The following is a 19,613-nucleotide window of genomic DNA, read 5'->3' on the forward strand; positions in this document are numbered from 1 at the left end:
CGGGCTCCGCCCCGCGCCGGGGAGCTGCCCGGCGCGGGACGGAGCGGGCCCTCAGCGGGCGCGCTTGTAGAACGGCAGCGCCACGACCTGCACCGGCTCGGGCCGGCCGCGGACGTCCACCGCGACGGTGGTGCCGGGCGCGGCGTGCGCCGCGTCCACGTAGGCGATCGCGATCGGCTTGCCCAGCGTGGGGGAGGGGGCGCCGGAGGTGATCCGGCCGATCGGCGTGCCGTCGGCGGAGACCACGGTGTAGTCGGCGCGCGGGACGCGCTTGCCCTCGGAGACCAGGCCGACCAGCACCCGCGGCGGGTGGGCCTCGGCCTCGGCGGCGGCCTTCTCCAGCGCCTTGCGGCCGATGAACGCGCCCTCGTTGGTGGTCTTGTCGAACCGGACAACCCGGCCCAGGCCGGCGTCGAACGGGGTCAGGTCGGTGGACAGCTCGTGCCCGTACAGCGGCATGCCCGCCTCCAGGCGCAGCGTGTCGCGGCAGGACAGGCCGCAGGGCACCAGGCCGCGGTCGGCGCCGGCCTCGGTCAGCGCCGTCCAGACGGGCTCGGCGTCGGCCGGGGCGCAGAAGATCTCGAAGCCGTCCTCGCCGGTGTAGCCGGTGCGGGCGAGCAGCACCTCGCGGCCGGCCACCCGGGCCGGGAGGATCGCGTAGTACTTCAGGCCGGGCAGGTCGGCGTCGGTGGTGTCGGCGAGGATCGCGGTGGACTCCGGGCCCTGGACGGCGATCAGGGAGTAGGTGTCGCGGTCGTCGGTGACGACGGCGTCGAAGCCCTTGGCGCGGGCGATCAGCTCGTCCAGCACCAGCTGGGCGTTGGAGGCGTTGGCGACGACCAGGAAGGCGTCCTCGCGCAGGCGGTAGACGATCAGGTCGTCCAGGATGCCGCCGTCCTCGGCGCAGATCATGGTGTAGCGGGCGCGCAGCACGCCCAGCGCGGAGACGAAGCCGACCAGCGCGTGGTCCAGCATCTCGCCGGCCTGCGGACCGGTGACGGTGATCTCGCCCATGTGGGAGAGGTCGAAGAGGCCGGCCCTGGTGCGGACGGCGAGGTGCTCCTCGCGCTCGCTGCCGTAGCGCAGCGGCATGTCCCAGCCGGCGAAGTCGGTCATGGTCGCGCCGAGGGCGCGGTGCAGCGCGTCGAGCGCGGTGAGGCGGAGGGACGACATGGCCTGGGACTCCTCGGTCTGGGCACTCAGGTGTGCGCACGCCGGACCGGTCCCGCTCGGGGCCGACCCTGCGCGCGGGCATGCGGCGGCTGGGTCTCCCCATCTGTCGTCGTACCTGAGAGCTTCACCGCACGCAGGCCCGCAGCTCTTTACAGCTAACAGGACAACATGGCGGCTTGCACCGTGGGTGGGCGCGTGGCAGAGCCGTGCGCCGCTTTCCAGATGTGCCTAACCCGTGCGGTAGGGGTGCCTGAGAGTTTCCGGGGAGGACTTGCTCCTTCGGCGCCGGCTGTGCCGCCTGACGGGGCACTCCGGGCTCTCCCGCGCGGGTTCGAGCGGCCTGTATGGAGTTAGGGGCCTCCGTCGGGAAAGCGCGGAGACGCGCACATCATGGCACGTCTGCGCCCCGGGCGGGAGAGGGGCCCCGGGCGGCCCGCTAGGCTGCTCGGCGTCGGCGGGCGCGCCGGCGGGCACGCCGGCGGGCACGGCGCGGCGCACGAGCACGGCACACGGACACAGGGCGGTACAGGGGCGCATGGGGTACCCGGCGGAGCAGCAGCAGGGGTGGGGCGGCCCGGAGACGGCGCCGCAGGGCGGCGGATGGCCGGCCAACGAGCTGGAGCAGGTGCTCACCGCCGCGCTCGGCGACCCGGGCGCGACCGCCCGGGTGATCGAGGTACTGGCCCGCAGCCAGGTGTGGATCCCGCTGCCGGCCGGGGCCGATCCGCAGGGCCAGTCGCTGAACCTGCCGACCGTCGAGCTGGCCGGCGACCCCTATGTGCCGGTCTTCTCCTCGCAGGAGGTGTTCCTGCGGCAGGCGCCGGGGATGGCCTTCGCGGTCGCGCCGGTCTGGGAGTTCGCCCGCGGGCTGCCGCTGGGCATCGGCATAGCGGTGAACCCGGAGGCGGCGGTCGGCATCCCGGTGCCGCCGGAGGGCGTGGCCGAGCTGCGGCGCGGGCCGCGCGAGGACCGCTGGGAGGCCCCGGACAGCCCGACCGGCGGCCGGGTGGCGCTGCGCGAGCCGGTGCCGGGCGAGGACCCGGAGGCCTTCCTGGCCGCCGCCCGGGCCGAACTCGCCGGCCTGCCCGGGGTGCTGACCGCCCGGCGGGCGCTGGCCAGCGTCGAGGGCGAGCCGACCGTGATGTTCATCGGGGTCCAGCTCGACCCGGCGGCCCCGGCCGAGCCGGCCACCGTGAACGAAGCACTGGGCCGGGCACTGGGAACCGCGCCGCTGCCCGGCGGCGTCCACCTCGTACTACTCGATCTCGTGGAGGATCCCGTGGTCGAGTGGTTGCTCAACCAGGTCCGGCCGTTCTACACACGGATGTGACGCGTTCCCTCCCCGCCCGGCGTCGGGCCGGAGGAGGGGACGAGGCAGACACGTCGGCGTGGCGGCGGTCGGTGGCGCGCCATAGGGTGCGTGCAGGCAGCCGCCGGGTCGGCGGGTGAGAGAAGAAGAGGCGCAGCGAGGTGGGCGCATGAGTGCGGGAGCGGTAGCGGGCGGTGCACCGGGGCCCTGGGGCCAGGCGCCCGCCGGGCGCCCCGGCGCGGATCCGGGTGCGCTGGAGCGAGCCCTGCGCGAGGTCGCGCCGGAGCGCTACGAGGCGTACGAGGCGCTGCTGCACGCCCTTGCCGCGGGCCAGGTCTGGATGCTGCTCTGGCACGGCACCCCCGGCAGCCCGGACGCCCAGTACGGGAACATGGAGATCAGCGGCCACGGCTACGCGCCGGCCGTCACCTCGCCCGAGCAGCTGGCGGCGTCCGGCTGGGCCCGGGCGCACGAGGTGATCTCCGGCCGGGAGATCGCCGCCTCGCTGTACCGCACCCGCTGGGGCCTCTGGCTGAATCCGCACGCCCCCGGCGGCGGTGTCGGGGTGCCCTGGGCGGACCTCCGGCGGATCGCGGCGGGGCTGGACCGGCTGCCGGCCGGGCCGCTGAAGCTGAGCGAACCGCAGGTGCCGGCCCAGCAGTTCTTCGCGCTGCTGGAGCGGCAGGCGGGCGAGGTGCGGGCGGTCAGGGCGCTGTGCCGGGCCTGGGTGCAGCCCGCCGTCGGTGAGCCGTACCTGGCCATCGGCCTTGATCTTTACGAGAGTTCGCCACCGACCGTGGAGGCCGTCCGGGCCCTGATGCAGCGGGCGATCGCGGTGGCCCCGGAGGGCCTGGCCGTCTCCACGGTGGCGATGGGGGACGAGTACGACCCGGTGGCGCTCTGGATGCGGGCCAACGCGCGGCCGTTCTTCGACCGTGAGGCGGCCGGCCGCGGGCGGCCGGCGACCGCGCCCTACCCGCCGGTGCCGCCACCGCCGTACACCTCGCAGACGGGGCCGGCGTACGGCGGTTACGGCACCCAGCCGCCCGGCCCTGGCTGGCCGGGGCAGCCGCCGCAGCAGCAGCCGTGGCCCGGCTATCCGGGGCGCTGACCGGGCGCGCCGGAGCCCCGCACCGTCGAAAACCAGTACGAGAAGCCGACTTGACGTGACGTCAGGTCGGCTTCCTGGTTTTTCCGGACGATTTTCCGGCCGGTGCCGTCACACATCTTGACATGCCTGTAACAGCTGTGTGAAGAGGGATATGCCGAGAATCCGGAGGTGCATGCGCACAGATCACAGTTGGGCATCTGTCGGTGGTCAGGGCTGGCGCAAGCCAGTTCAGATGGCAGAGAGTTCTGCGCAACGCACCGCGTGTACTTGGAGCCCCACAAAGGTGAACGCGCGCCGCGAACCGCTCGAACCGCGCGATGCCCATCCCGCGTGGCAGCAGCACCGAGTACCTCGTACCGCCGTGCACCACCCGAACCCTGCACCTCCGCACGTCCGCACCAGCCGTAGCGCCGAACCGGCGACCGGCACCCGTGGGCCGGCCACCGTCGGCGAGGGGACCAACTGACCATGACCGCACCCATCAAGACCGCCGGGAGCGAACCGGGGGCAGCCGCCGCCGCGAGCCCGGCCAAGAAGATCGAAGGCCGCTCGCTCGGCCGGATCGCCTGGACCCGCTTCAAGCGGGACAAGGCCGCCGTCGCCGGCGGTGTCGTGGTGATCCTGCTGATCCTGCTCGCCCTGCTGGCCAAGCCGATCGAGTCCGTCTTCGGACTGGACCCCGACGCCCTCAACCAGGACCTGCTGGACGCCAACCTCGGCGGCCTGCCGCTGGGCGACTGGGGCGGGATGAGCTGGGACCACCCGCTCGGGGTCGACCCGCTGCAGGGCCGTGACCTGCTCACCCGGGTCATCGAGGGCTCCTGGGTCTCCCTGCTCGTCGCCTTCGGGGCGACCCTGCTGTCCAACACCATCGGCGTGGTGCTCGGCGTGATGGCCGGCTACTACGGCGGCTGGGTGGACACCCTGATCAGCCGGGTGATGGACGTCTTCCTCGCCTTCCCGCTGCTGCTCTTCGCCATCGCGATCTCCGCCTCGCTCCAGGGCGGCGCCTTCGGCCTGCACGGGCTCCCGCTGCACATCGCCGTGCTGATCTTCGTGATCGGCTTCTTCAACTGGCCCTACATGGGCCGGATCGTGCGCGGCCAGACCCTCTCGCTGCGCGAACGGGAGTTCGTGTTCGCCGCCCGCAGTCTGGGCGCCCGGGGCCCGTTCATCCTGTTCAGGGAGCTGCTGCCCAACCTGGTCGGTCCGATCCTGGTCTACTCGACGCTGCTGATCCCGACCAACATCCTCTTCGAGGCGGGCCTCAGCTTCCTCGGCGTCGGCATCCAGGCCCCGCAGGCCTCCTGGGGCGGCATGCTCAACGACGCGATCAAGTACTACCAGGTGGACCCGCAGTACATGGTGGTCCCCGGTATGGCGATCTTCCTCACCGTGCTCGCCTTCAACCTGCTCGGCGACGGGCTGCGTGACGCCCTCGATCCCAAGAGCAACTGACTTCTCGTCAGGACCCTTCGATCCGCCACCACTTCCTCAAGGGGTTGATCCCACCCATGCGTAGGTCCCGTACCGTCGCGCTCACCGCCGCGGCCGCTGCCACGGTCCTGATCGTCACCGGCTGCTCGTCCGGCTCGTCCAAGAGCGACAGTTCCTCCTCCGCCCCCTCCTCCGCCGGTGTCGGCGACGGCGGTGCCTCCGGCGCGGCCACCAAGGGCATCGTCAACGCCTCGGACAAGAAGGGCGGCACCGTCACCTACGAGATGCGCGGTACGCCGGACTCCTTCGACCCGGGCAACACGTACTACGCGTACATCTACAACTTCTCGCGCCTGTACGGGCGTCCGCTGACCACCTTCGCGCCGGGCCCCGGCGACGAGGGCAACAAGCTGGTCCCGGACCTGGCCGAGTCCATGGGCACGCCCAGCGCGGACGGCCTGACCTGGACGTACAAGCTGCGGGCCGGCCTGAAGTACGAGGACGGCACCCCGATCAGCTCCAAGGACGTCAAGTACGCGGTGGAGCGCTCCAACTTCGCGGCGGAGGTGAACTCCAACGGCCCGACGTACTTCAAGGAGCTGCTGGTCGACAACCCGACGCCGTACGAGGGCCCGTACAAGGACAAGACCGGCGGGCTGAACTCGATCGAGACGCCGGACGACACCACCATCGTCTTCCACCTGAAGCACGCCTTCGCCGACTTCGACTACCTGGTCAGCGCCCCGCAGACGGTGCCGGTCCCGCAGGCCAAGGACACCGGCGCGGACTACGTGAAGCACGTGGTGGCCTCGGGCACCTACAAGTTCGAGTCCTACGAGGACGGCAAGCAGCTCACCCTGGTGCCCAACACCAACTGGGACCCGAGCACCGACCCGATCCGCAAGCAGCTCGCGGACAAGATCGTGGTCAGGATGAACATCGAGCAGTCCACCATCGACAAGGACCTGCTGGCCGGCAACGCCCAGGTGGACCTCGTCGGCGCCGGTGTCGACCCGCAGACCCAGGCGCAGATCCTGCGCGACCAGAAGCTCAAGGCCAGCACCGACAACGCCTTCGGCGGCCGCCTGGTCTACACCGCGATCAACACCAAGGTCGCGCCGTTCGACAACATCGAGTGCCGCAAGGCCGTCCAGTACGCGATCGACAAGGTCTCGGTGCAGACCGCCATGGGCGGCCCGATCCGCGGCTCGATCGCCAGCACCGTGCTCCCGCCGGACATCCCGGGCCACCAGGACTTCAACGTCTGGGAGACCAAGGACAACAAGGGCGACGAGGGCAAGGCCAAGGCGGCCCTCAAGGCCTGCGGCAAGCCGGACGGCTTCAGCACCGTGCTCACCGCCCGCACCGAGCGCGCCCCCGAGGTCGCCGCGGCCACCTCGATCCAGGCCGCGCTGAAGAAGGTCGGCATCAACGCCGAGATCCAGCAGTACCCGCAGGGCAAGTACTTCACCGACCACGCCGGTGTCCCGCAGTTCACCCAGGACAAGAACATCGGCCTGATGATGATGCAGTGGGGTGCCGACTGGCCGACCGGCTACGGCTTCCTGCAGCAGATCGTCGACGGCCGCTCGATCAAGGCCTCCGGCAACAGCAACCTGGCCCAGGAGAACAACGCCGACGTCAACAAGCTGCTGGACGAGGCCGCCGTCAACACCGACAAGGCGGCCCGCGAGAAGATCTACGGGGCGATCGACAAGAAGGTCATGGAGGACGCGGTCTACGTGCCGCTGACCTACTTCAAGGTCTTCCTGTACCGCCCGGACAGCGCCACCAACGTGGTGTCCACCTCGGCCTTCTCGGGTGAGTACGACTACCTGAACATCGGCACCAACAAGTAAGAGCCTGGCTCCACATCCCTGAAGGCAGGTGAAGGCAGCGGCGCCCGCCGCCGTCCGGAGGATCCCGGACGGCGGCGGGCCGCCGGAGCCGCCCAACTGTGTTTGCCTACATCATCCGCAGGACGTTCGCGGCCCTGGTGCTGCTGCTGGTGGTCAGCGCGGTCACCTTCGCGATCTTCTTCCTGCTCCCGCGCCTGGCCGGCGAGACGACCGACCAGCTGGCCGCGCAGTACATCGGGAAGAACCCGTCACCCGAGGCGATCGCGGCGATCAAGAAGAACCTCGGGTTCGACCAGCCGCTCTACACCCAGTACTGGCACTTCCTGAAGGCACTGGTCAGCGGCGCCGAGTACAAGTTCGGCCCGGACCCGGTCACCTGCCACGTGCCGTGCTTCGGCTACTCGTTCAAGAACCACCTGGAGGTCTGGCCCGAGCTGACCAAGCGCATCCCGATCACCCTCTCGCTGGCCAGCGGTGCCGCGGTGGTCTGGCTGGTCTCCGGTGTCGCCACCGGCGTGGTCTCCGCCCTCAAGCCGAAGTCGATCTTCGACCGGCTCTCCATGGGCGTCGCGCTGGCCGGCGTCTCGCTGCCGGTCTTCTTCACCGGCGCGCTGCTGCTCACGCTCTTCAGCTACGAGTGGCCGATCCTGGACAACCCGCACTACGTCAACTTCACCGACGACCCGCTGATGTGGGCCCGCAACCTGATCCTCCCGTGGATCTCGCTGGCCTTCCTCTACTCCGCGCTCTACGCCCGGCTCACCCGCGCCGGAATGCTGGAGACGATGAGCGAGGACTACATCCGCACCGCCCGGGCCAAGGGCCTGGCCGAGCGCAAGGTGGTCGTCCGGCACGGGCTGCGCTCCGCGCTCACCCCCGTCGTCACCATCTTCGGCATGGACCTCGGCCTGCTGCTCGGCGGTGCGCTGATCACCGAACAGGTCTTCTCGCTCCAGGGCGTCGGCCAGTTCGCGGTCTCCGCGATCACCGACAACGACCTGCCGAAGATCCTCGGCGTCACGCTGCTCGCCGCCTTCTTCATCGTGCTCTGCAACCTCGTGGTTGACCTCCTGTACGCCGCTGTCGACCCCCGGGTGAGGCTGTCGTGACCGACCTCCAGAAGACCGCTGCCCCGGCGGGGGAGGGCGCGGCGCGGGACGCCTTCCTCTCCGTGCGCGACCTGCGGATCCACTTCGACACCGACGACGGCCTGGTCCGCTCGGTCGACGGGGTCAGCTTCGACCTCCAGAAGGGCCGCACCCTCGGCATCGTCGGCGAGTCCGGCTCCGGCAAGTCCGTCACCTCGCTCGGCATCATGGGCCTGCACCGCACCAAGCGGGCCAGGATCGGCGGCGAGATCTGGCTGGACGGCGAGGAGCTGATCGCGGCCGGACCGGACCGGGTCCGCCAGCTGCGCGGCCGCCAGATGGCGATGATCTTCCAGGACCCGCTCACCGCGATGCACCCCTACTACACCGTCGGGGCGCAGATCGTCGAGGCCTACCGGGTGCACCACCCGCAGGCGACCAAGAAGCAGGCCCGCGCCCGCGCCGTCGAGATGCTCGACCGGGTCGGCATCCCGCAGCCCGACCGCCGGGTCGACGACTACCCGCACCAGTTCTCCGGCGGCATGCGCCAGCGCGCCATGATCGCCATGGCGCTGGTCAACGACCCCTCGCTGCTGATCGCCGACGAGCCCACCACCGCCCTGGACGTCACCGTCCAGGCGCAGATCCTGGACCTCATCCGCGACCTCCAGCAGGAGTTCGGCTCGGCCGTCATCATCATCACCCACGACCTCGGGGTGGTCGCCGAACTCGCCGACGACATCCTGGTCATGTACGGCGGCAAGTGCGTCGAGCGCGGACCCGCCGACACCCTCTTCGACGCGCCCGAACACCCCTACACCTGGGGCCTGCTGGGCTCGATGCCGCGACTCGACCGCGAGCTCCAGGACCGGCTCGTCCCGGTCAAGGGCACCCCGCCCAGCCTGATCAACGTGCCGTCCGGCTGCGCCTTCCACCCGCGCTGCCCGTACGCCGAACTGACCGGCGGGCGCTCGGCCGAGGAGATCCCGGTGCTGGCCGAGGCCACCCCCGGGCACTACGCGGCCTGCCACCTCGGGGCCGCCGACCGGCACCGCATCTTCGCCGAAGAGATCGCACCCCGGCTGTGAGCCCGGCCTCGTACCACCTTTCTGGAGACCACTGATGACGGACACTCAGACGGCGGGGATCCCTGCGCCGACACCCGCCCCCGACCGCGAGCCGCTGCTCCGGGTGGCCGGTCTGACCCGGCATTTCCCCATCCACGGCGGGCTGTTGCGGCGCCGGACCGATGCGGTGCGGGCCGTCGACGGCATCGACTTCACGGTCAACGCGGGCGAGACCCTGGGCGTCGTCGGCGAGTCCGGCTGCGGCAAGTCGACCATGGGCCGGCTGGTCACCCGGCTCGACGAACCGACCGGCGGAACGATCGAGTTCGAGGGCACCGACATCACCCACCTGGGCGCCGGTGCGATGCGTCCGCTGCGCCGCGACATCCAGATGATCTTCCAGGACCCGTACTCCTCGCTGAACCCCCGGCACACCGTCGGCACCATCGTCGGCGCGCCGTTCCGGCTGCAGAAGGTGCAGACCGAACACGGGGTGAAGCGGGCCGTCCAGGACCTGCTGGAGCTGTGCGGGCTCAGCCCCGAGCACTACAACCGCTACCCGCACGAGTTCTCCGGCGGCCAGCGCCAGCGCATCGGCATCGCCCGGGCGCTCGCCCTGCGGCCCAAGATGGTCGTCGCCGACGAGCCGGTCTCCGCCCTCGACGTCTCGATCCAGGCGCAGGTGGTCAACCTGCTGGACGACCTCCAGCGCGAGCTGGGCCTGACGTACCTGATCATCGCGCACGACCTCTCGGTGGTCCGGCACGTCTCCGACCGGGTCGCGGTGATGTACCTCGGCAAGATCGTCGAGATCGCCGACCGGGACTCGCTCTACGCGAGCCCGCTGCACCCGTACACCAACGCCCTGATGTCCGCCGTGCCGGTGCCCGACCCGCGCCGCAGGCAGCAGGGCGGGCGCGAGCGCATCCTGCTCCAGGGCGACGTGCCGTCACCGATCAACCCGCCCAGCGGCTGCCGCTTCCGCACCCGCTGCTGGAAGGCCCAGGAGATCTGCGCCGCCCAGGAACCGCCGCTCGCCGCGCTGAAGACCGGCCACCAGGTGGCCTGCCACTTCCCGGAGAACGCCCCCGCCGGCGCGGCGTCCTGAACAGCTGCGCCCTGAACAGCGGTGTCCTGAACACCTGACGCCGACGGCGAAGGCCGTCCGCCCGGAGCCTGGGAGCTCCGGGCGGACGGCCTTCGCGTTCGGTGGTCGGCGGCAGCCGGTCGCGGTCAGCCGCTGCCGGACAGCGCGGGCTCCGGATCCCGCCCGGTCGGCACGGCCGGACCGCCCGCCCCCGCCTCCGGCCGGGACGGCGCCGCGGGCGGCGGGAACCGGCGGTTCACGGCCTTCATCACCCGGCGGCCGAGGTTCTGGAACGGGATCTCGATCAGGCGGTAGCTGAGGTAGCTGAGGATCAGCAGCACGGCCATGAAGGCGACGAACTGCACCGTGCGGCCCTTCCAGCCGACGATCGGCGCATGGCCCTCCAGCATCCAGTTCATGCCGTGGACCAGCGGGTTGTGCAGCAGGTAGACCGAGTAGCTGATCGCACCCAGCCAGCTGAGCGCCCGCGGGAAGCGCCGCTTGCGCAGCAGCATGCCGACCACGAAGACCGCCCAGGCGGCCACGTACGCGTAGGAGAACGACATCCAGGAGCCGCTCCAGGTGCGCCACAGTGCCGGGCCGCGGTTGTACAGGTAGCCGACCAGGAAACCTGACGCGGCCACGAAGAGGCAGCAGAGGATGGCCGGGAGCCGCTCGATCTGGCCGTGCTCGAGCCGGTACAGCACGGTGCCGGCGAACATCGTCGCGAAGATCAGCATGGTCTCGAACGCGGTGGACCGGCTGTTCAGCAGGATCAGCACCAGGCCCAGACCGCCGAGCAGCACCCCGCCCCAGCGGACCAGTTCCGGCCGGGCGGTGAAGATGCAGACCATCGCCATGACGACGACGAGCCCGCCGGCCGTCACCAGATGGCGGGTGGCGGCGAGATCGGTCGAGATGGTGCCCAGCGCCAGCCAGGAGCCGAGGACCAGCGCGAAGGCCGCGAAGCCGATCGCGATCGGGGCGCTCCGCCGGTGCCAGCCCAGGACGAACAGGGCCGTCACGAAGTAGTAGAAGAGCATCTCGTAGGTGAGCGTCCACATCACCCCGACGACGTTGGGCACGCCCATCATGTCCTGCAGCATCATCCCGTTGCCGGCGAGCGACAGCAGGGGGTGCTCGAAGGCCCAGCCCTGCACGACGGTGTAGTTGCGCGGGAGGATCAGCAGGCAGCCGACCACGGTCAGGATCACCACGGGGTAGATCCGGAAGAAGCGCCCGGCCCAGAACGCCCGCACGTCGCCGCGCCGCTCCAGTGAGGCCGGGATGATGTAACCGCTCACCAGGAAGAACAGCATCACGCCGAAGATGCCCGGGTCCAGGTAGTACGGCACCTTGGTGCCGTGCGGGATCCAGTAGAACGGCAGCGCGAGGTGGTAGACGGCGACGGAGAGCGCGGCGATGCCGCGCAGCGCGTCGAGCCAGCCGAGTCTCGACGAGGCGGGGGCGGGGCTCCCGGCGCGTCGCCTGGATACACGTTCGATCAGCTTCACAGGCGGAGGCTAGCGGAAGCCGCGATGACCGGGAACGTTCGAGTGGTGCCGACGGCGCCCCGGGAGGCGCTTCGTGGCCCGACTGTGACCATTGCCCGTGACCATTGCCCGGGCCCGCCCGGCGCATCGGGTACACATGGGACGGTGAGTTCGCAGATCTTCCCCTCCGACGTGCAGCAGACGCTGGACCTCGTCGGCATCTTCGTCTTCGCCCTCTCCGGGGGGCTGCTCGCCGTGCGCAAGAACATGGACATCTTCGGGATCTGTGTGCTGGCGGAGGTCACCGCGCTGGGCGGCGGTGTGATGCGCGACCTGGTGATCGGGGCCACACCGGTGGCCGCGTTCTCCAACCTCGGCTACTTCTCGACGCCGCTGGTGGCCGGCCTGGTGGTCTTCTTCCTGCACCCGGAGGTCGAACGGATCAACCGGGCGGTGCAGACCCTGGACGCGCTCGGCCTCGGGCTGTTCTGCGTCACCGGCACCGCCAAGGCGCACGACTACGGGCTCGGTGCGGTGGCCGCGGTGGCGCTCGGCATGGTGACGGCGGCCGGCGGCGGCGTGATGCGGGACGTGCTGGCGGGCGAGATCCCCTCGCTGCTCCGCTGGGACCGGGAGATCTACGCCGTCCCGGCCCTGGTCGGCGCGGCGCTGGTGGCGGCGCTGATCGGCCTCGACCGCCTGACCGCGGTGACCGGCACGACGGCCGCGCTGACCGCGTTCGTGCTGCGGATGTGCGCCCTCAGGTTCGGCTGGCGCGCCCCCCGGGCCTGGCACCGCAACGGTTCTCGCACCAGCGAGGAGTAGGCGAGCCGCCGTACGCGAGCGAGATCGCCTCGGCGGTGCAGAGCAGCTCCGGCAGCAGCCGGGCCAGCTCGGCGGCCGGCACCCGGTCCGCCGGGGCGCTGACCGCACAGGCCGCGACCGCCTGCCCGCCGCTGCCGGCCACCGGGGCGGCCACGCAGGTCACCGCCTCCCGGTGCTCGGCCGACTCCGCGGCCCAGCCCTGGCGGCGCACGGCGGCCAGCTCGGCGGGCAGGCCGTCCTCCCGGGCGCCGTCCTCCGGCAGGCCGGCCAGCAGCACCCGGCCGATCGCCGTCCCGGCCGCCGGGGCGCGCCGGCCGATCCGGGACGGCCGGGCCGCGGCGCCGTCCCAGCGGCCGGCCAGCTCGTCCAGGTACAGCACCTCGCCGTCCTGCAGCACGGCCAGCTGGACCGTGAAGCCGCAACGCTCGTTGAGGGCCGCGAGATGCGGCGCGGCGACCTGCCGGACGTCGATCTCCTCCAGCGCCCGGTGCGCGAGCGAGAGCAGCCGGCCGCCGAGCCGGTAGCGCAGATCGGACTGGCGGTGGACGAAGCCGTGCTCCTCCAGCGTGCGCAGCAGCCGCAGCGCGGTGGACTTGTGCACCCCGATGCCGGTCGCGGCCTGTTCGAGGGTGACCGGGCCGTCGCCGAGGGAGCCGAGGATGGTGAGCGCGCGGTCGACCGACTGCGACATTCCGCCCCCAGTCCCGTCCGGCCGATTGCAGTGGCCGTCAGGCTAACCGCTTCCCCGAGCGACAGGCCAACCACCCCACGGGCTTTGGGTCCCGTTCGGCCAACGGTGCGGCACAGTCGGGGCAATGGCCTGACCGCCCCTCGGCGGCCCTCTACAATCGGATGGTTATGCCATACCTGGACCACGCGGCGACCACGCCGATGCTGCCCGAGGCGATCGCCGCGATGACGGCGCACCTGGGGGTCGTCGGCAACGCCTCAGCCCTGCACGCGTCCGGCCGCCGGGCCCGCCGGGTGGTCGAGGAGGCCCGCGAGTCGCTCGCCGACTCGCTGGGCGCCCGCCCCAGCGAGATCGTGCTGACCGGCGGCGGCACCGAGTCCGACAACCTCGCGGTCAAGGGGCTGTACTGGGCCCGGCGCGGCGCCGACCCGGCCCGGACCAGGGTGCTCTGCAGCCCGGTCGAGCACCACGCCGTACTGGACGCGGTGCACTGGCTCTCCGAGCACGAGGGCGCCGAGGTCGAGTACCTGCCGGTCGACGCCGTCGGCCGGGTGCGCCCGGAGGCGCTGCGCTCGGCGATCGAGCGGGACCCTTCCTCGGTCGCGCTGGTCACCGTGATGTGGGCCAACAACGAGGTCGGCACCGTCCAGCCGATCGCCGAACTCGCCGCCGTGGCAGCCGAGTACGGCATCCCGACGCACGCCGACGCGGTGCAGGCGCTCGGCCAGGTCCCGGTCTCCTTCGCGGAGTCGGGGCTCACCGCGCTCACCGTCACCAGCCACAAGATCGGCGGCCCGTTCGGCATCGGCGCGCTGCTGCTGTCCCGCGGGGCGGCGCCCGTCCCGCTGCTGCACGGCGGCGGCCAGGAGCGCGACGTCCGCTCCGGCACCCTGGACGCGCCCGCCGCCGCCGGCTTCGCGGCCGCCGCGGCGATCGCGGTCGAACGCCGGGCGGAGCACCAGGAGGCGCTCGGCGCGCTGCGGGACGAACTGGTCGCCGCCGTGCTGGCCGCCGTCCCGGACGCGGTGCTCAACGGTGACCCGACGGCCGGGGGCCGGCTGCCCGCCAACGCGCACTTCTCCTTCCCCGGCTGCGAGGGCGACGCACTGCTGATGCTGCTCGACGCCCAGGGCATCGAGTGCTCCACCGGCTCGGCCTGCTCGGCCGGGGTGCCGCAGCCCAGCCACGTGCTGCTGGCGCTGGGTGTCGACCCGGTGCTGGCCCGCTCCTCGCTGCGGTTCTCGCTCGGCCACACCTCCGTCCGGGAGGACGTCACCGCGCTGGCCGCCGCCATCGCGCCCGCCGTCCAGCGCGCCCGCAACGCCGGTCTCGCGGCCGCCGCCCGGCGGTAGGAAACCCGGCCGCGCGTTCGCGGTGAGCACGTACCCTTGTTGGCATCATGACTGATTTCCCGGGTGCTCCGACCGTTCCGTCCACTGGCCGCCTGCGCGTGCTCGCGGCGATGTCCGGCGGGGTCGACTCCGCCGTCGCCGCGGCCCGCGCCGCCGAAGCGGGGCACGAGGTGACGGGCGTGCACCTGGCCCTCTCGTCCAACCCGCAGTCGTTCCGCACCGGTGCCCGCGGCTGCTGCACCATCGAGGACTCCCGGGACGCCCGCCGGGCCGCCGACGTGATCGGCATCCCGTTCTACGTCTGGGACCTCGCCGAGCGCTTCCGCGAGGACGTGATCGACGACTTCGTCGCCGAGTACGCGGCCGGCCGCACGCCCAACCCCTGCCTGCGCTGCAACGAGAAGATCAAGTTCGCCGCGCTGCTGGACAAGGCGATCGCGCTCGGCTTCGACGCGGTCTGCACCGGCCACTACGCCCGGATCGTCGACCTCCCGGACGGCCGCCGCGAGCTGCACCGCGCGGTCGACGCCGCCAAGGACCAGTCGTACGTGCTCGGTGTGCTCGACGCCGACCAGCTCGCCCACTCGCTCTTCCCGCTCGGCGACACCACCAAGGACGTCATCCGGGCCGAGGCCGAGCGCCGGGGCCTGGCCGTCGCCAAGAAGCCGGACAGCCACGACATCTGCTTCATCGCCGACGGCGACACCCAGGGCTTCCTGGCCAGGCACCTCGGCACCGCCACCGGCGACATCCTCGACGCGGACGGCACCAAGCTCGGCGAGCACGACGGCGCCTACGGCTTCACCATCGGCCAGCGCAAGGGCCTGCGGATCGGCCGCCCGGCCGCCGACGGCAAGCCGCGCTACGTCCTGGACATCTCCCCGGTGAACAACACCGTCACGGTCGGCCCGCTGGAGGGCCTGGACGTGACGGCGCTGACCGCGATCCGCCCGCGCTGGTGCGGCACCGAGGCGGCGGCCGAGGGCCGGTACACCGCCCAGCTGCGCGCCCACGGCGAGGAAGTGCCGGTCACCGCCGCCGTGGTGGACGGGGAGCTGCGGGTCCGGCTGGACAGCGCGGTGCGCGGCATCGCCCCCGGCCAGGCCGTGGTGCTGTACGACGGCACCCGGGTGGTCGGCTCCGCCACCATCGCCACCACCGAACGCCCGGCCGTCCGCGCGTAAGGCAATGCTTCGGGCGGGCCGGCGGGCTCCGCCCGGCCCGCCCGCTCTATGGCAGCGTCCGGATCAGCCCGGTCGGTTGGTCAAGCCAGACCCATTGCTCGGCTCCGATGATCGTCAGCCCGAAGCGCTCGGGCTGCGGCCGGCCGTGCTGTTCCCACCATCGGTAGGCTGCCTCGATTTCGTCCCAGAGCCGGCGCGGGCCGTGCTGCCAGACGGTGAATCGGTTGCTCTGCCCGCCGTCGTGGTCCACCGCCGCCCACGATCGGGTATCCGGGGTCGCCACCCACAGACGGGTGGCGACCCCGTCGATGTCGGGTTCGTGGTCCCACGCGGTCCAGACATCGCCGAGCTTGAGGCCGAGGGCGAAGCGGGCCTCCCAGTGGTCTCCGGTCACCTGTGATGGAGCCAGGGTGGTGTGGGACTCGTCAGGCTGATGGTCATCGTGGACGACGTCGCGGAAGATCCGCAGATCCTGGCGCTGGTTCCGCATCAGCATGAACGCCGAGTGCGGGCTGAAGCGCCCGTGCGTTCGGTCACGTCCGACGGTGAGCTTGAGCAGTCCCCAGCAGAGCATGGGGTTGTCCCACGGGGTGAGGATGATGCTGCCTGGCTCGGTCTGCTCGATCCATGCCTGCGGCACCCTCCGGACCGAGCAGGTCGAGATGATCCGGTCGTACGGTTGTCGCACACTCCAGCCTTGTGCGCCGTCCCCGCAGACCAGCTCCACATTCAGGCCCGCCGCGTTCAGCGAGGCCCAGGCCTGCATGGCGACCTCTGGGTCCACCTCGACCGAGGCCACGTATCCGGCACCGAGGCGGTGGACCAGGAGTGCCGCGTTCCAGCCGGTGCCGGTGCCGATCTCCAGGACGTTCATCCCAGGCCGCAACTCGAGGTCGCGCAGCATCCTGACCACGATCGAGGGCGCCGAGGCCGAGGAGGACGGCCAGAGGTCGGCCGGGTCGTCAGGCTCCCTGCCGTCGTTGATCTGGGTGACAACAGGAACGTTGGAGTAGGCCGACCCGAACCAGCGGTTCGGGTCGGCCTGGAGGTCGCACGGTCTGTAGGTTCCTGTACCGGTCTCCAGCCAGATTCTCTCCGGCAGGAACCGGTGACGTGGAACCGCCTTGATCGCGGCCTTCCACTCGGAGGGGACAGGGCCGCCGAGTTCTTCTCCGATGGCCCGGAGCAGGCCGCGTACGGCGGCCTGCTCCGGTTGGTGCGCGGGGTTCGTCACTTCTTGCCGTCGTCCTTCTTGTGCTTCGGCTCGGGCGTCGGCCGCGCCCCGTCGGCGGACGGCTTGGCCGCACCCGGGTCCTTCTTGCCCGCGTGCTGCCCCTCGCCGCCGCCGACACGGCGTAGACGGTCCCGAAGTCGAGAGGCCCGCGTCTCGCCGGGCTCGGGGGCCTGGCTGTGGTTGTCCGAGGCGGCTGCGAGGTCGCCGGAGTGCTGTGCCGCAGGTGATCCACTCACTGCGTGATGTCGGCGTGGACGACTTTTCCGAACGGTTCGACGGTGACTCCCCACCGGCCGGCCGTCAGCTGGTGGACGAGGCTGAGGCCACGGTGGCCTTCGTCGTCGTCGGAAGCGCGGATCAGCACCGGTAGGGATCGCGAGCCGTCGCGGACCGAGATCCGCACGGTTGCGTCTGCGACTCGCTGGATGGTGACCGTTATGTGGAGACCGCAGCCCGTCTTCGCCGCGTTGGTGACCAGTTCGCTGGCGACCAACTCGGCCGAGTCGATGAGGTGGGACAGCCCCAACTCCGTCAGCTTGCGCCGGACCAGCTTTCGGGCCTGGCTCGCGGACTCGGGCCGGTAGGGCAGCAGCACTTCATCTGTCGTCAGAACCGGCGTCAATCCGGTGTCGAGAGGCGCGCGAGCCTCCAGCGGCGCGCACGACGTGGGAAATGTGGCCATGACGGCTATCTCCTCTAGATGGTGCACCATCCTGTACTTATGTGCAGGAGTGACGAGTAGAAGAGTGCCCTACTCCTGTACATGAGTCAACCCGCCACAAGAAGAATCCTGTGGCGGGCTGGAGGAGTTGATCGTGCGTCAGTCGCGGGCCGCGAAGCGATAGTCCAGAACAAACTGGTCAGCGGCCATAATGGTGTCGCACACCTCTACCACGCGGCCGTCCGTGGTGATCGCGTTCCGAACGAGATGGATTACCGGCGAACCGGGGCTCAGCGCCAGTGCCGCGGTCTCGGGCTTGGTCGCCAGCCGGGCCCGTACGGACTCGGTGAACTCGGCGAGAACATGGCCGTGTTCTTCGAGGCGGGCGTAGATGCCGCCGCCGCCGGGGTTCTCGGCGAAGACTTCCGGGATGTCCTTGACCACGTCCCACGGCAGGTACGACATGGCTTCTTCGGTCGGCACACCGTCACGGAAGTACCGGCGCTTGCGTGTCAGCACTTGGGTCCCCGCAGGGAGGCTCAGCCGCTCGGCGATCTCCAAGGGTGCCTCTGCGGGGCCGACGAACAGCACCGTCACGGACGGGACGCCGCCGGTCGCCTCCGCCTCGGCGAGGTAGGCGGCCTTGCCGGCATTGCGGTGGGCGCGGCGGAACCGGTCCGAGGACTGGCGCTGAACCGGCGGACGCGAGCGGACGAAGGAGCCGCGACCGTGATGCGTCTCGATCAGCTGGGCCGTCCGGAGTTCGGCGACGGCCTTGCGGACCGTGCCGGACGCGACTCCGTACCGTTGCATGAGCCCGGCTTCACTGGGCACGGCCGCCCCGGGCGCGAGGCCCCCTGACTTGATCTGCGCGGCGAGGTCGTCCGCGATCTGCAGGTACTTCGCCTTGGCCGACGAGGCCACGTCATCACTCGCCATAGTCCTTCAGGGCTCCTATTCTCCTGCACATGAGTAACAGCGCCGGGAAGTCCCAGTCAACGCAGCTCCACTCGGTGTCCGTTGCCGGGGCGGTGGTGCGAAGGGACGGCCGGGTGCTGGCGATTCGCCGGGCCGACAACGGGACCTGGGAGCCTCCGGGCGGCGTTCTGGAGCTGACGGAGGCCATCGAGGACGGCGTGCGGCGCGAGATCTACGAGGAGACCGGGATCAAGGTCGGTGTGGAGCGGCTGACCGGCGTCTACAAGAATATGAACCGGGGGATCGTCGCCCTGGTCTTTCGTTGCCGCCCCGAGGGCGGGAGCGAACAGCTCTCGGACGAGTCGATCGAGGTCGACTGGCTCACGCCGGCCGAAGTGTCCGGTCGCATGGCCGAGGTGTACGCGGTGCGGATGCTGGACGCGCTCCGGGAAGACGCCGCACCGAGCGTCCGCACACACGACGGTCGTCACTTGATCGGTGAACACACTGTCCGATGAGCGAGCCGCCAGGCCGTCCGGATAAGCGGCTGAGCCGAGCACCAGGCTCGTGATAGACCGGACGCACTATGAATATCTGTGTTTTCTGCTCCGCGTACTCCCTGGACGACCGTTACACCGACCCCGCCGCCGAGTTCGCCCGGCTGCTCGGGGAGGGGGGCCACACGCTGGTCTGGGGCGGCTCCCACACCGGCCTGATGGGGCTGCTCGCCGACGGGGTGAAGGCCGCCGGGGGCCGGCTGGTCGGGGTCTCGGTCGACCTGCTGGCCGACAAGGTCTACCAGGGCGCCGACGAGCTGGTGATGACCCGCGACCTCGCCGAGCGCAAGGCCCAGCTGCTGACGCGCGCGGACGCGGTCGTCGTCCTGGTCGGCGGCCTCGGCACGCTGGACGAGGTCACCGAGGTGCTGGAGCTCAAGAAGCACGCGCTGCACGACAAGCCGGTCGTCGTCCTGGACACCGAGGGCTTCTACGCGGGCCTGCGCACCCAGCTGGAGCGGATGGACGCCGAGGGCTTCCTGCCCCGGCCGCTCGGCGACCTGATCGGCTTCGCCGGGACCCCGGCCGAGGTCTTCGAGCAGCTCAAGACCGGCGCCTGAGAGGATC

General features: G+C 71.2%; 19 protein-coding genes and 1 riboswitch. Of the genes, 12 read left to right on the plus strand and 7 right to left on the minus strand.

Going from position 1 to position 19,613, the window contains the following annotated elements:
• Positions 1 to 51: 51 nt before the first annotated feature.
• Positions 52 to 1,173: a glycine cleavage system aminomethyltransferase GcvT gene (gcvT, locus tag ACIP82_RS19800; RefSeq protein WP_363610729.1), complete on the minus strand. Its 1,122-nt coding sequence runs from the start codon at positions 1,171 to 1,173 to the stop codon at positions 52 to 54.
• A 228-nt stretch (positions 1,174 to 1,401) separates the two neighbouring features.
• Positions 1,402 to 1,507, minus strand: a riboswitch (glycine riboswitch).
• A gap of 201 nt (positions 1,508 to 1,708) precedes the next feature.
• On the opposite strand from gcvT, the gene ACIP82_RS19805 reads away from it, so the two are divergent.
• The 7 genes from ACIP82_RS19805 (at position 1,709) to ACIP82_RS19835 (ending at position 10,152) form a co-directional block, all read left to right on the plus strand.
• Positions 1,709 to 2,503, plus strand: a complete 795-nt coding sequence (locus ACIP82_RS19805) for an enhanced serine sensitivity protein SseB (protein WP_363610731.1) — start codon at positions 1,709 to 1,711, stop codon at positions 2,501 to 2,503.
• Positions 2,504 to 2,651: 148 nt separating this feature from the next.
• Complete coding sequence (locus ACIP82_RS19810; RefSeq protein ID WP_400654733.1) at positions 2,652 to 3,593, plus strand: enhanced serine sensitivity protein SseB C-terminal domain-containing protein; 942 nt, start codon at positions 2,652 to 2,654, stop codon at positions 3,591 to 3,593.
• A 468-nt stretch (positions 3,594 to 4,061) separates the two neighbouring features.
• Positions 4,062 to 5,051 carry an ABC transporter permease gene (locus ACIP82_RS19815; RefSeq protein ID WP_363610735.1) on the plus strand — a complete coding sequence of 330 codons (990 nt, stop codon included), beginning with the start codon at positions 4,062 to 4,064 and terminating at the stop codon, positions 5,049 to 5,051.
• A gap of 56 nt (positions 5,052 to 5,107) precedes the next feature.
• On the plus strand, positions 5,108 to 6,889 hold the full coding sequence (locus ACIP82_RS19820) for an ABC transporter substrate-binding protein (protein WP_363610737.1): 1,782 nt from the start codon (positions 5,108 to 5,110) through the stop codon (positions 6,887 to 6,889).
• A gap of 98 nt (positions 6,890 to 6,987) precedes the next feature.
• Positions 6,988 to 7,998 carry an ABC transporter permease gene (locus ACIP82_RS19825; RefSeq protein WP_363610739.1) on the plus strand — a complete coding sequence of 337 codons (1,011 nt, stop codon included), beginning with the start codon at positions 6,988 to 6,990 and terminating at the stop codon, positions 7,996 to 7,998.
• Positions 7,995 to 9,065 carry an ABC transporter ATP-binding protein gene (locus tag ACIP82_RS19830; protein ID WP_363610741.1) on the plus strand — a complete coding sequence of 357 codons (1,071 nt, stop codon included), beginning with the start codon at positions 7,995 to 7,997 and terminating at the stop codon, positions 9,063 to 9,065. Before ACIP82_RS19825 ends, ACIP82_RS19830 begins: the two co-directional genes overlap by 4 nt.
• A 34-nt stretch (positions 9,066 to 9,099) precedes the next feature.
• Positions 9,100 to 10,152, plus strand: coding sequence for an ABC transporter ATP-binding protein (locus tag ACIP82_RS19835; RefSeq protein ID WP_400654737.1), 1,053 nt, complete (start codon positions 9,100 to 9,102; stop codon positions 10,150 to 10,152).
• Between the two features lie 125 nt (positions 10,153 to 10,277).
• Here ACIP82_RS19835 and ACIP82_RS19840 read toward each other — a convergent pair whose 3' ends face one another.
• Positions 10,278 to 11,645 (minus strand): acyltransferase, encoded by a 1,368-nt coding sequence (locus tag ACIP82_RS19840; protein ID WP_363610745.1) that lies wholly within the window; start codon positions 11,643 to 11,645, stop codon positions 10,278 to 10,280.
• Positions 11,646 to 11,789: 144 nt separating this feature from the next.
• Between ACIP82_RS19840 and ACIP82_RS19845 the strand changes: the two genes are divergently transcribed.
• Positions 11,790 to 12,449, plus strand: coding sequence for a trimeric intracellular cation channel family protein (locus ACIP82_RS19845; protein WP_363610747.1), 660 nt, complete (start codon positions 11,790 to 11,792; stop codon positions 12,447 to 12,449).
• Here the strand turns inward: ACIP82_RS19845 and ACIP82_RS19850 are convergent.
• Complete coding sequence (locus ACIP82_RS19850) at positions 12,385 to 13,140, minus strand: IclR family transcriptional regulator (protein WP_363610749.1); 756 nt, start codon at positions 13,138 to 13,140, stop codon at positions 12,385 to 12,387. The genes ACIP82_RS19845 and ACIP82_RS19850 overlap by 65 nt on opposite strands.
• Before the next feature lie 167 nt (positions 13,141 to 13,307).
• Between ACIP82_RS19850 and ACIP82_RS19855 the strand changes: the two genes are divergently transcribed.
• Positions 13,308 to 14,492: a cysteine desulfurase family protein gene (locus ACIP82_RS19855; RefSeq protein WP_363610751.1), complete on the plus strand. Its 1,185-nt coding sequence runs from the start codon at positions 13,308 to 13,310 to the stop codon at positions 14,490 to 14,492.
• Between the two features lie 47 nt (positions 14,493 to 14,539).
• Positions 14,540 to 15,676 (plus strand): tRNA 2-thiouridine(34) synthase MnmA, encoded by a 1,137-nt coding sequence (gene mnmA, locus ACIP82_RS19860; protein ID WP_363610753.1) that lies wholly within the window; start codon positions 14,540 to 14,542, stop codon positions 15,674 to 15,676.
• Positions 15,677 to 15,722: 46 nt separating this feature from the next.
• Here the strand turns inward: mnmA and ACIP82_RS19865 are convergent, their stop codons facing one another.
• The 4 genes from ACIP82_RS19865 to ACIP82_RS19880 all read right to left on the minus strand — a co-directional run bounded on the left by ACIP82_RS19865 (position 15,723) and on the right by ACIP82_RS19880 (position 18,510).
• Positions 15,723 to 16,910 carry a methyltransferase domain-containing protein gene (locus ACIP82_RS19865; protein WP_400654743.1) on the minus strand — a complete coding sequence of 396 codons (1,188 nt, stop codon included), beginning with the start codon at positions 16,908 to 16,910 and terminating at the stop codon, positions 15,723 to 15,725.
• Entirely contained in the window at positions 16,907 to 17,146 is a 240-nt protein-coding gene (locus ACIP82_RS19870; RefSeq protein WP_400654745.1) for a hypothetical protein, read from the minus strand. The genes ACIP82_RS19865 and ACIP82_RS19870 overlap by 4 nt, the downstream gene beginning before the upstream one ends.
• Complete coding sequence (locus tag ACIP82_RS19875) at positions 17,143 to 17,592, minus strand: ATP-binding protein (RefSeq protein WP_363610757.1); 450 nt, start codon at positions 17,590 to 17,592, stop codon at positions 17,143 to 17,145. Before ACIP82_RS19875 ends, ACIP82_RS19870 begins: the two co-directional genes overlap by 4 nt.
• A gap of 138 nt (positions 17,593 to 17,730) precedes the next feature.
• Positions 17,731 to 18,510: a GntR family transcriptional regulator gene (locus tag ACIP82_RS19880; RefSeq protein WP_400654747.1), complete on the minus strand. Its 780-nt coding sequence runs from the start codon at positions 18,508 to 18,510 to the stop codon at positions 17,731 to 17,733.
• 17 nt (positions 18,511 to 18,527) lie between these two features.
• Here ACIP82_RS19880 and ACIP82_RS19885 point away from each other — a divergent pair, with 17 nt between their 5' ends.
• Together ACIP82_RS19885 and ACIP82_RS19890 are read left to right on the plus strand one after the other, a co-directional pair.
• The gene (locus tag ACIP82_RS19885; protein WP_363610806.1) at positions 18,528 to 19,007 is read left to right on the plus strand and encodes an NUDIX domain-containing protein; all 480 of its coding nucleotides are present in this window, start codon (positions 18,528 to 18,530) and stop codon (positions 19,005 to 19,007) included.
• 68 nt (positions 19,008 to 19,075) lie between these two features.
• Positions 19,076 to 19,606 carry a TIGR00730 family Rossman fold protein gene (locus tag ACIP82_RS19890; RefSeq protein WP_363610761.1) on the plus strand — a complete coding sequence of 177 codons (531 nt, stop codon included), beginning with the start codon at positions 19,076 to 19,078 and terminating at the stop codon, positions 19,604 to 19,606.
• Positions 19,607 to 19,613: the final 7 nt, after the last annotated feature.

The sequence above is a fragment of the Kitasatospora sp. NPDC088548 genome (assembly GCF_044753005.1).
Lineage (GTDB): Bacteria > Actinomycetota > Actinomycetes > Streptomycetales > Streptomycetaceae > Kitasatospora.

Bases quoted from the DNA above. Each gene is read 5' to 3' on its own strand.
- ACIP82_RS19835 (WP_400654737.1), top strand. From the start codon at position 9,100: ATGACGGACACTCAGACGGCGGGGATCCCTGCGCCGACACCCGCCCCC.
- ACIP82_RS19855 (WP_363610751.1), top strand. From the start codon at position 13,308: ATGCCATACCTGGACCACGCGGCGACCACGCCGATGCTGCCCGAGGCG.
- ACIP82_RS19890 (WP_363610761.1), top strand. From the start codon at position 19,076: ATGAATATCTGTGTTTTCTGCTCCGCGTACTCCCTGGACGACCGTTAC.
- mnmA (WP_363610753.1), top strand. From the start codon at position 14,540: ATGACTGATTTCCCGGGTGCTCCGACCGTTCCGTCCACTGGCCGCCTG.
- ACIP82_RS19805 (WP_363610731.1), top strand. From the start codon at position 1,709: ATGGGGTACCCGGCGGAGCAGCAGCAGGGGTGGGGCGGCCCGGAGACG.
- ACIP82_RS19875 (WP_363610757.1), bottom strand. From the start codon at position 17,592: ATGGCCACATTTCCCACGTCGTGCGCGCCGCTGGAGGCTCGCGCGCCT.
- ACIP82_RS19850 (WP_363610749.1), bottom strand. From the start codon at position 13,140: ATGTCGCAGTCGGTCGACCGCGCGCTCACCATCCTCGGCTCCCTCGGC.
- ACIP82_RS19815 (WP_363610735.1), top strand. From the start codon at position 4,062: ATGACCGCACCCATCAAGACCGCCGGGAGCGAACCGGGGGCAGCCGCC.
- ACIP82_RS19810 (WP_400654733.1), top strand. From the start codon at position 2,652: ATGAGTGCGGGAGCGGTAGCGGGCGGTGCACCGGGGCCCTGGGGCCAG.
- gcvT (WP_363610729.1), bottom strand. From the start codon at position 1,173: ATGTCGTCCCTCCGCCTCACCGCGCTCGACGCGCTGCACCGCGCCCTC.
- ACIP82_RS19820 (WP_363610737.1), top strand. From the start codon at position 5,108: ATGCGTAGGTCCCGTACCGTCGCGCTCACCGCCGCGGCCGCTGCCACG.
- ACIP82_RS19880 (WP_400654747.1), bottom strand. From the start codon at position 18,510: ATGGCGAGTGATGACGTGGCCTCGTCGGCCAAGGCGAAGTACCTGCAG.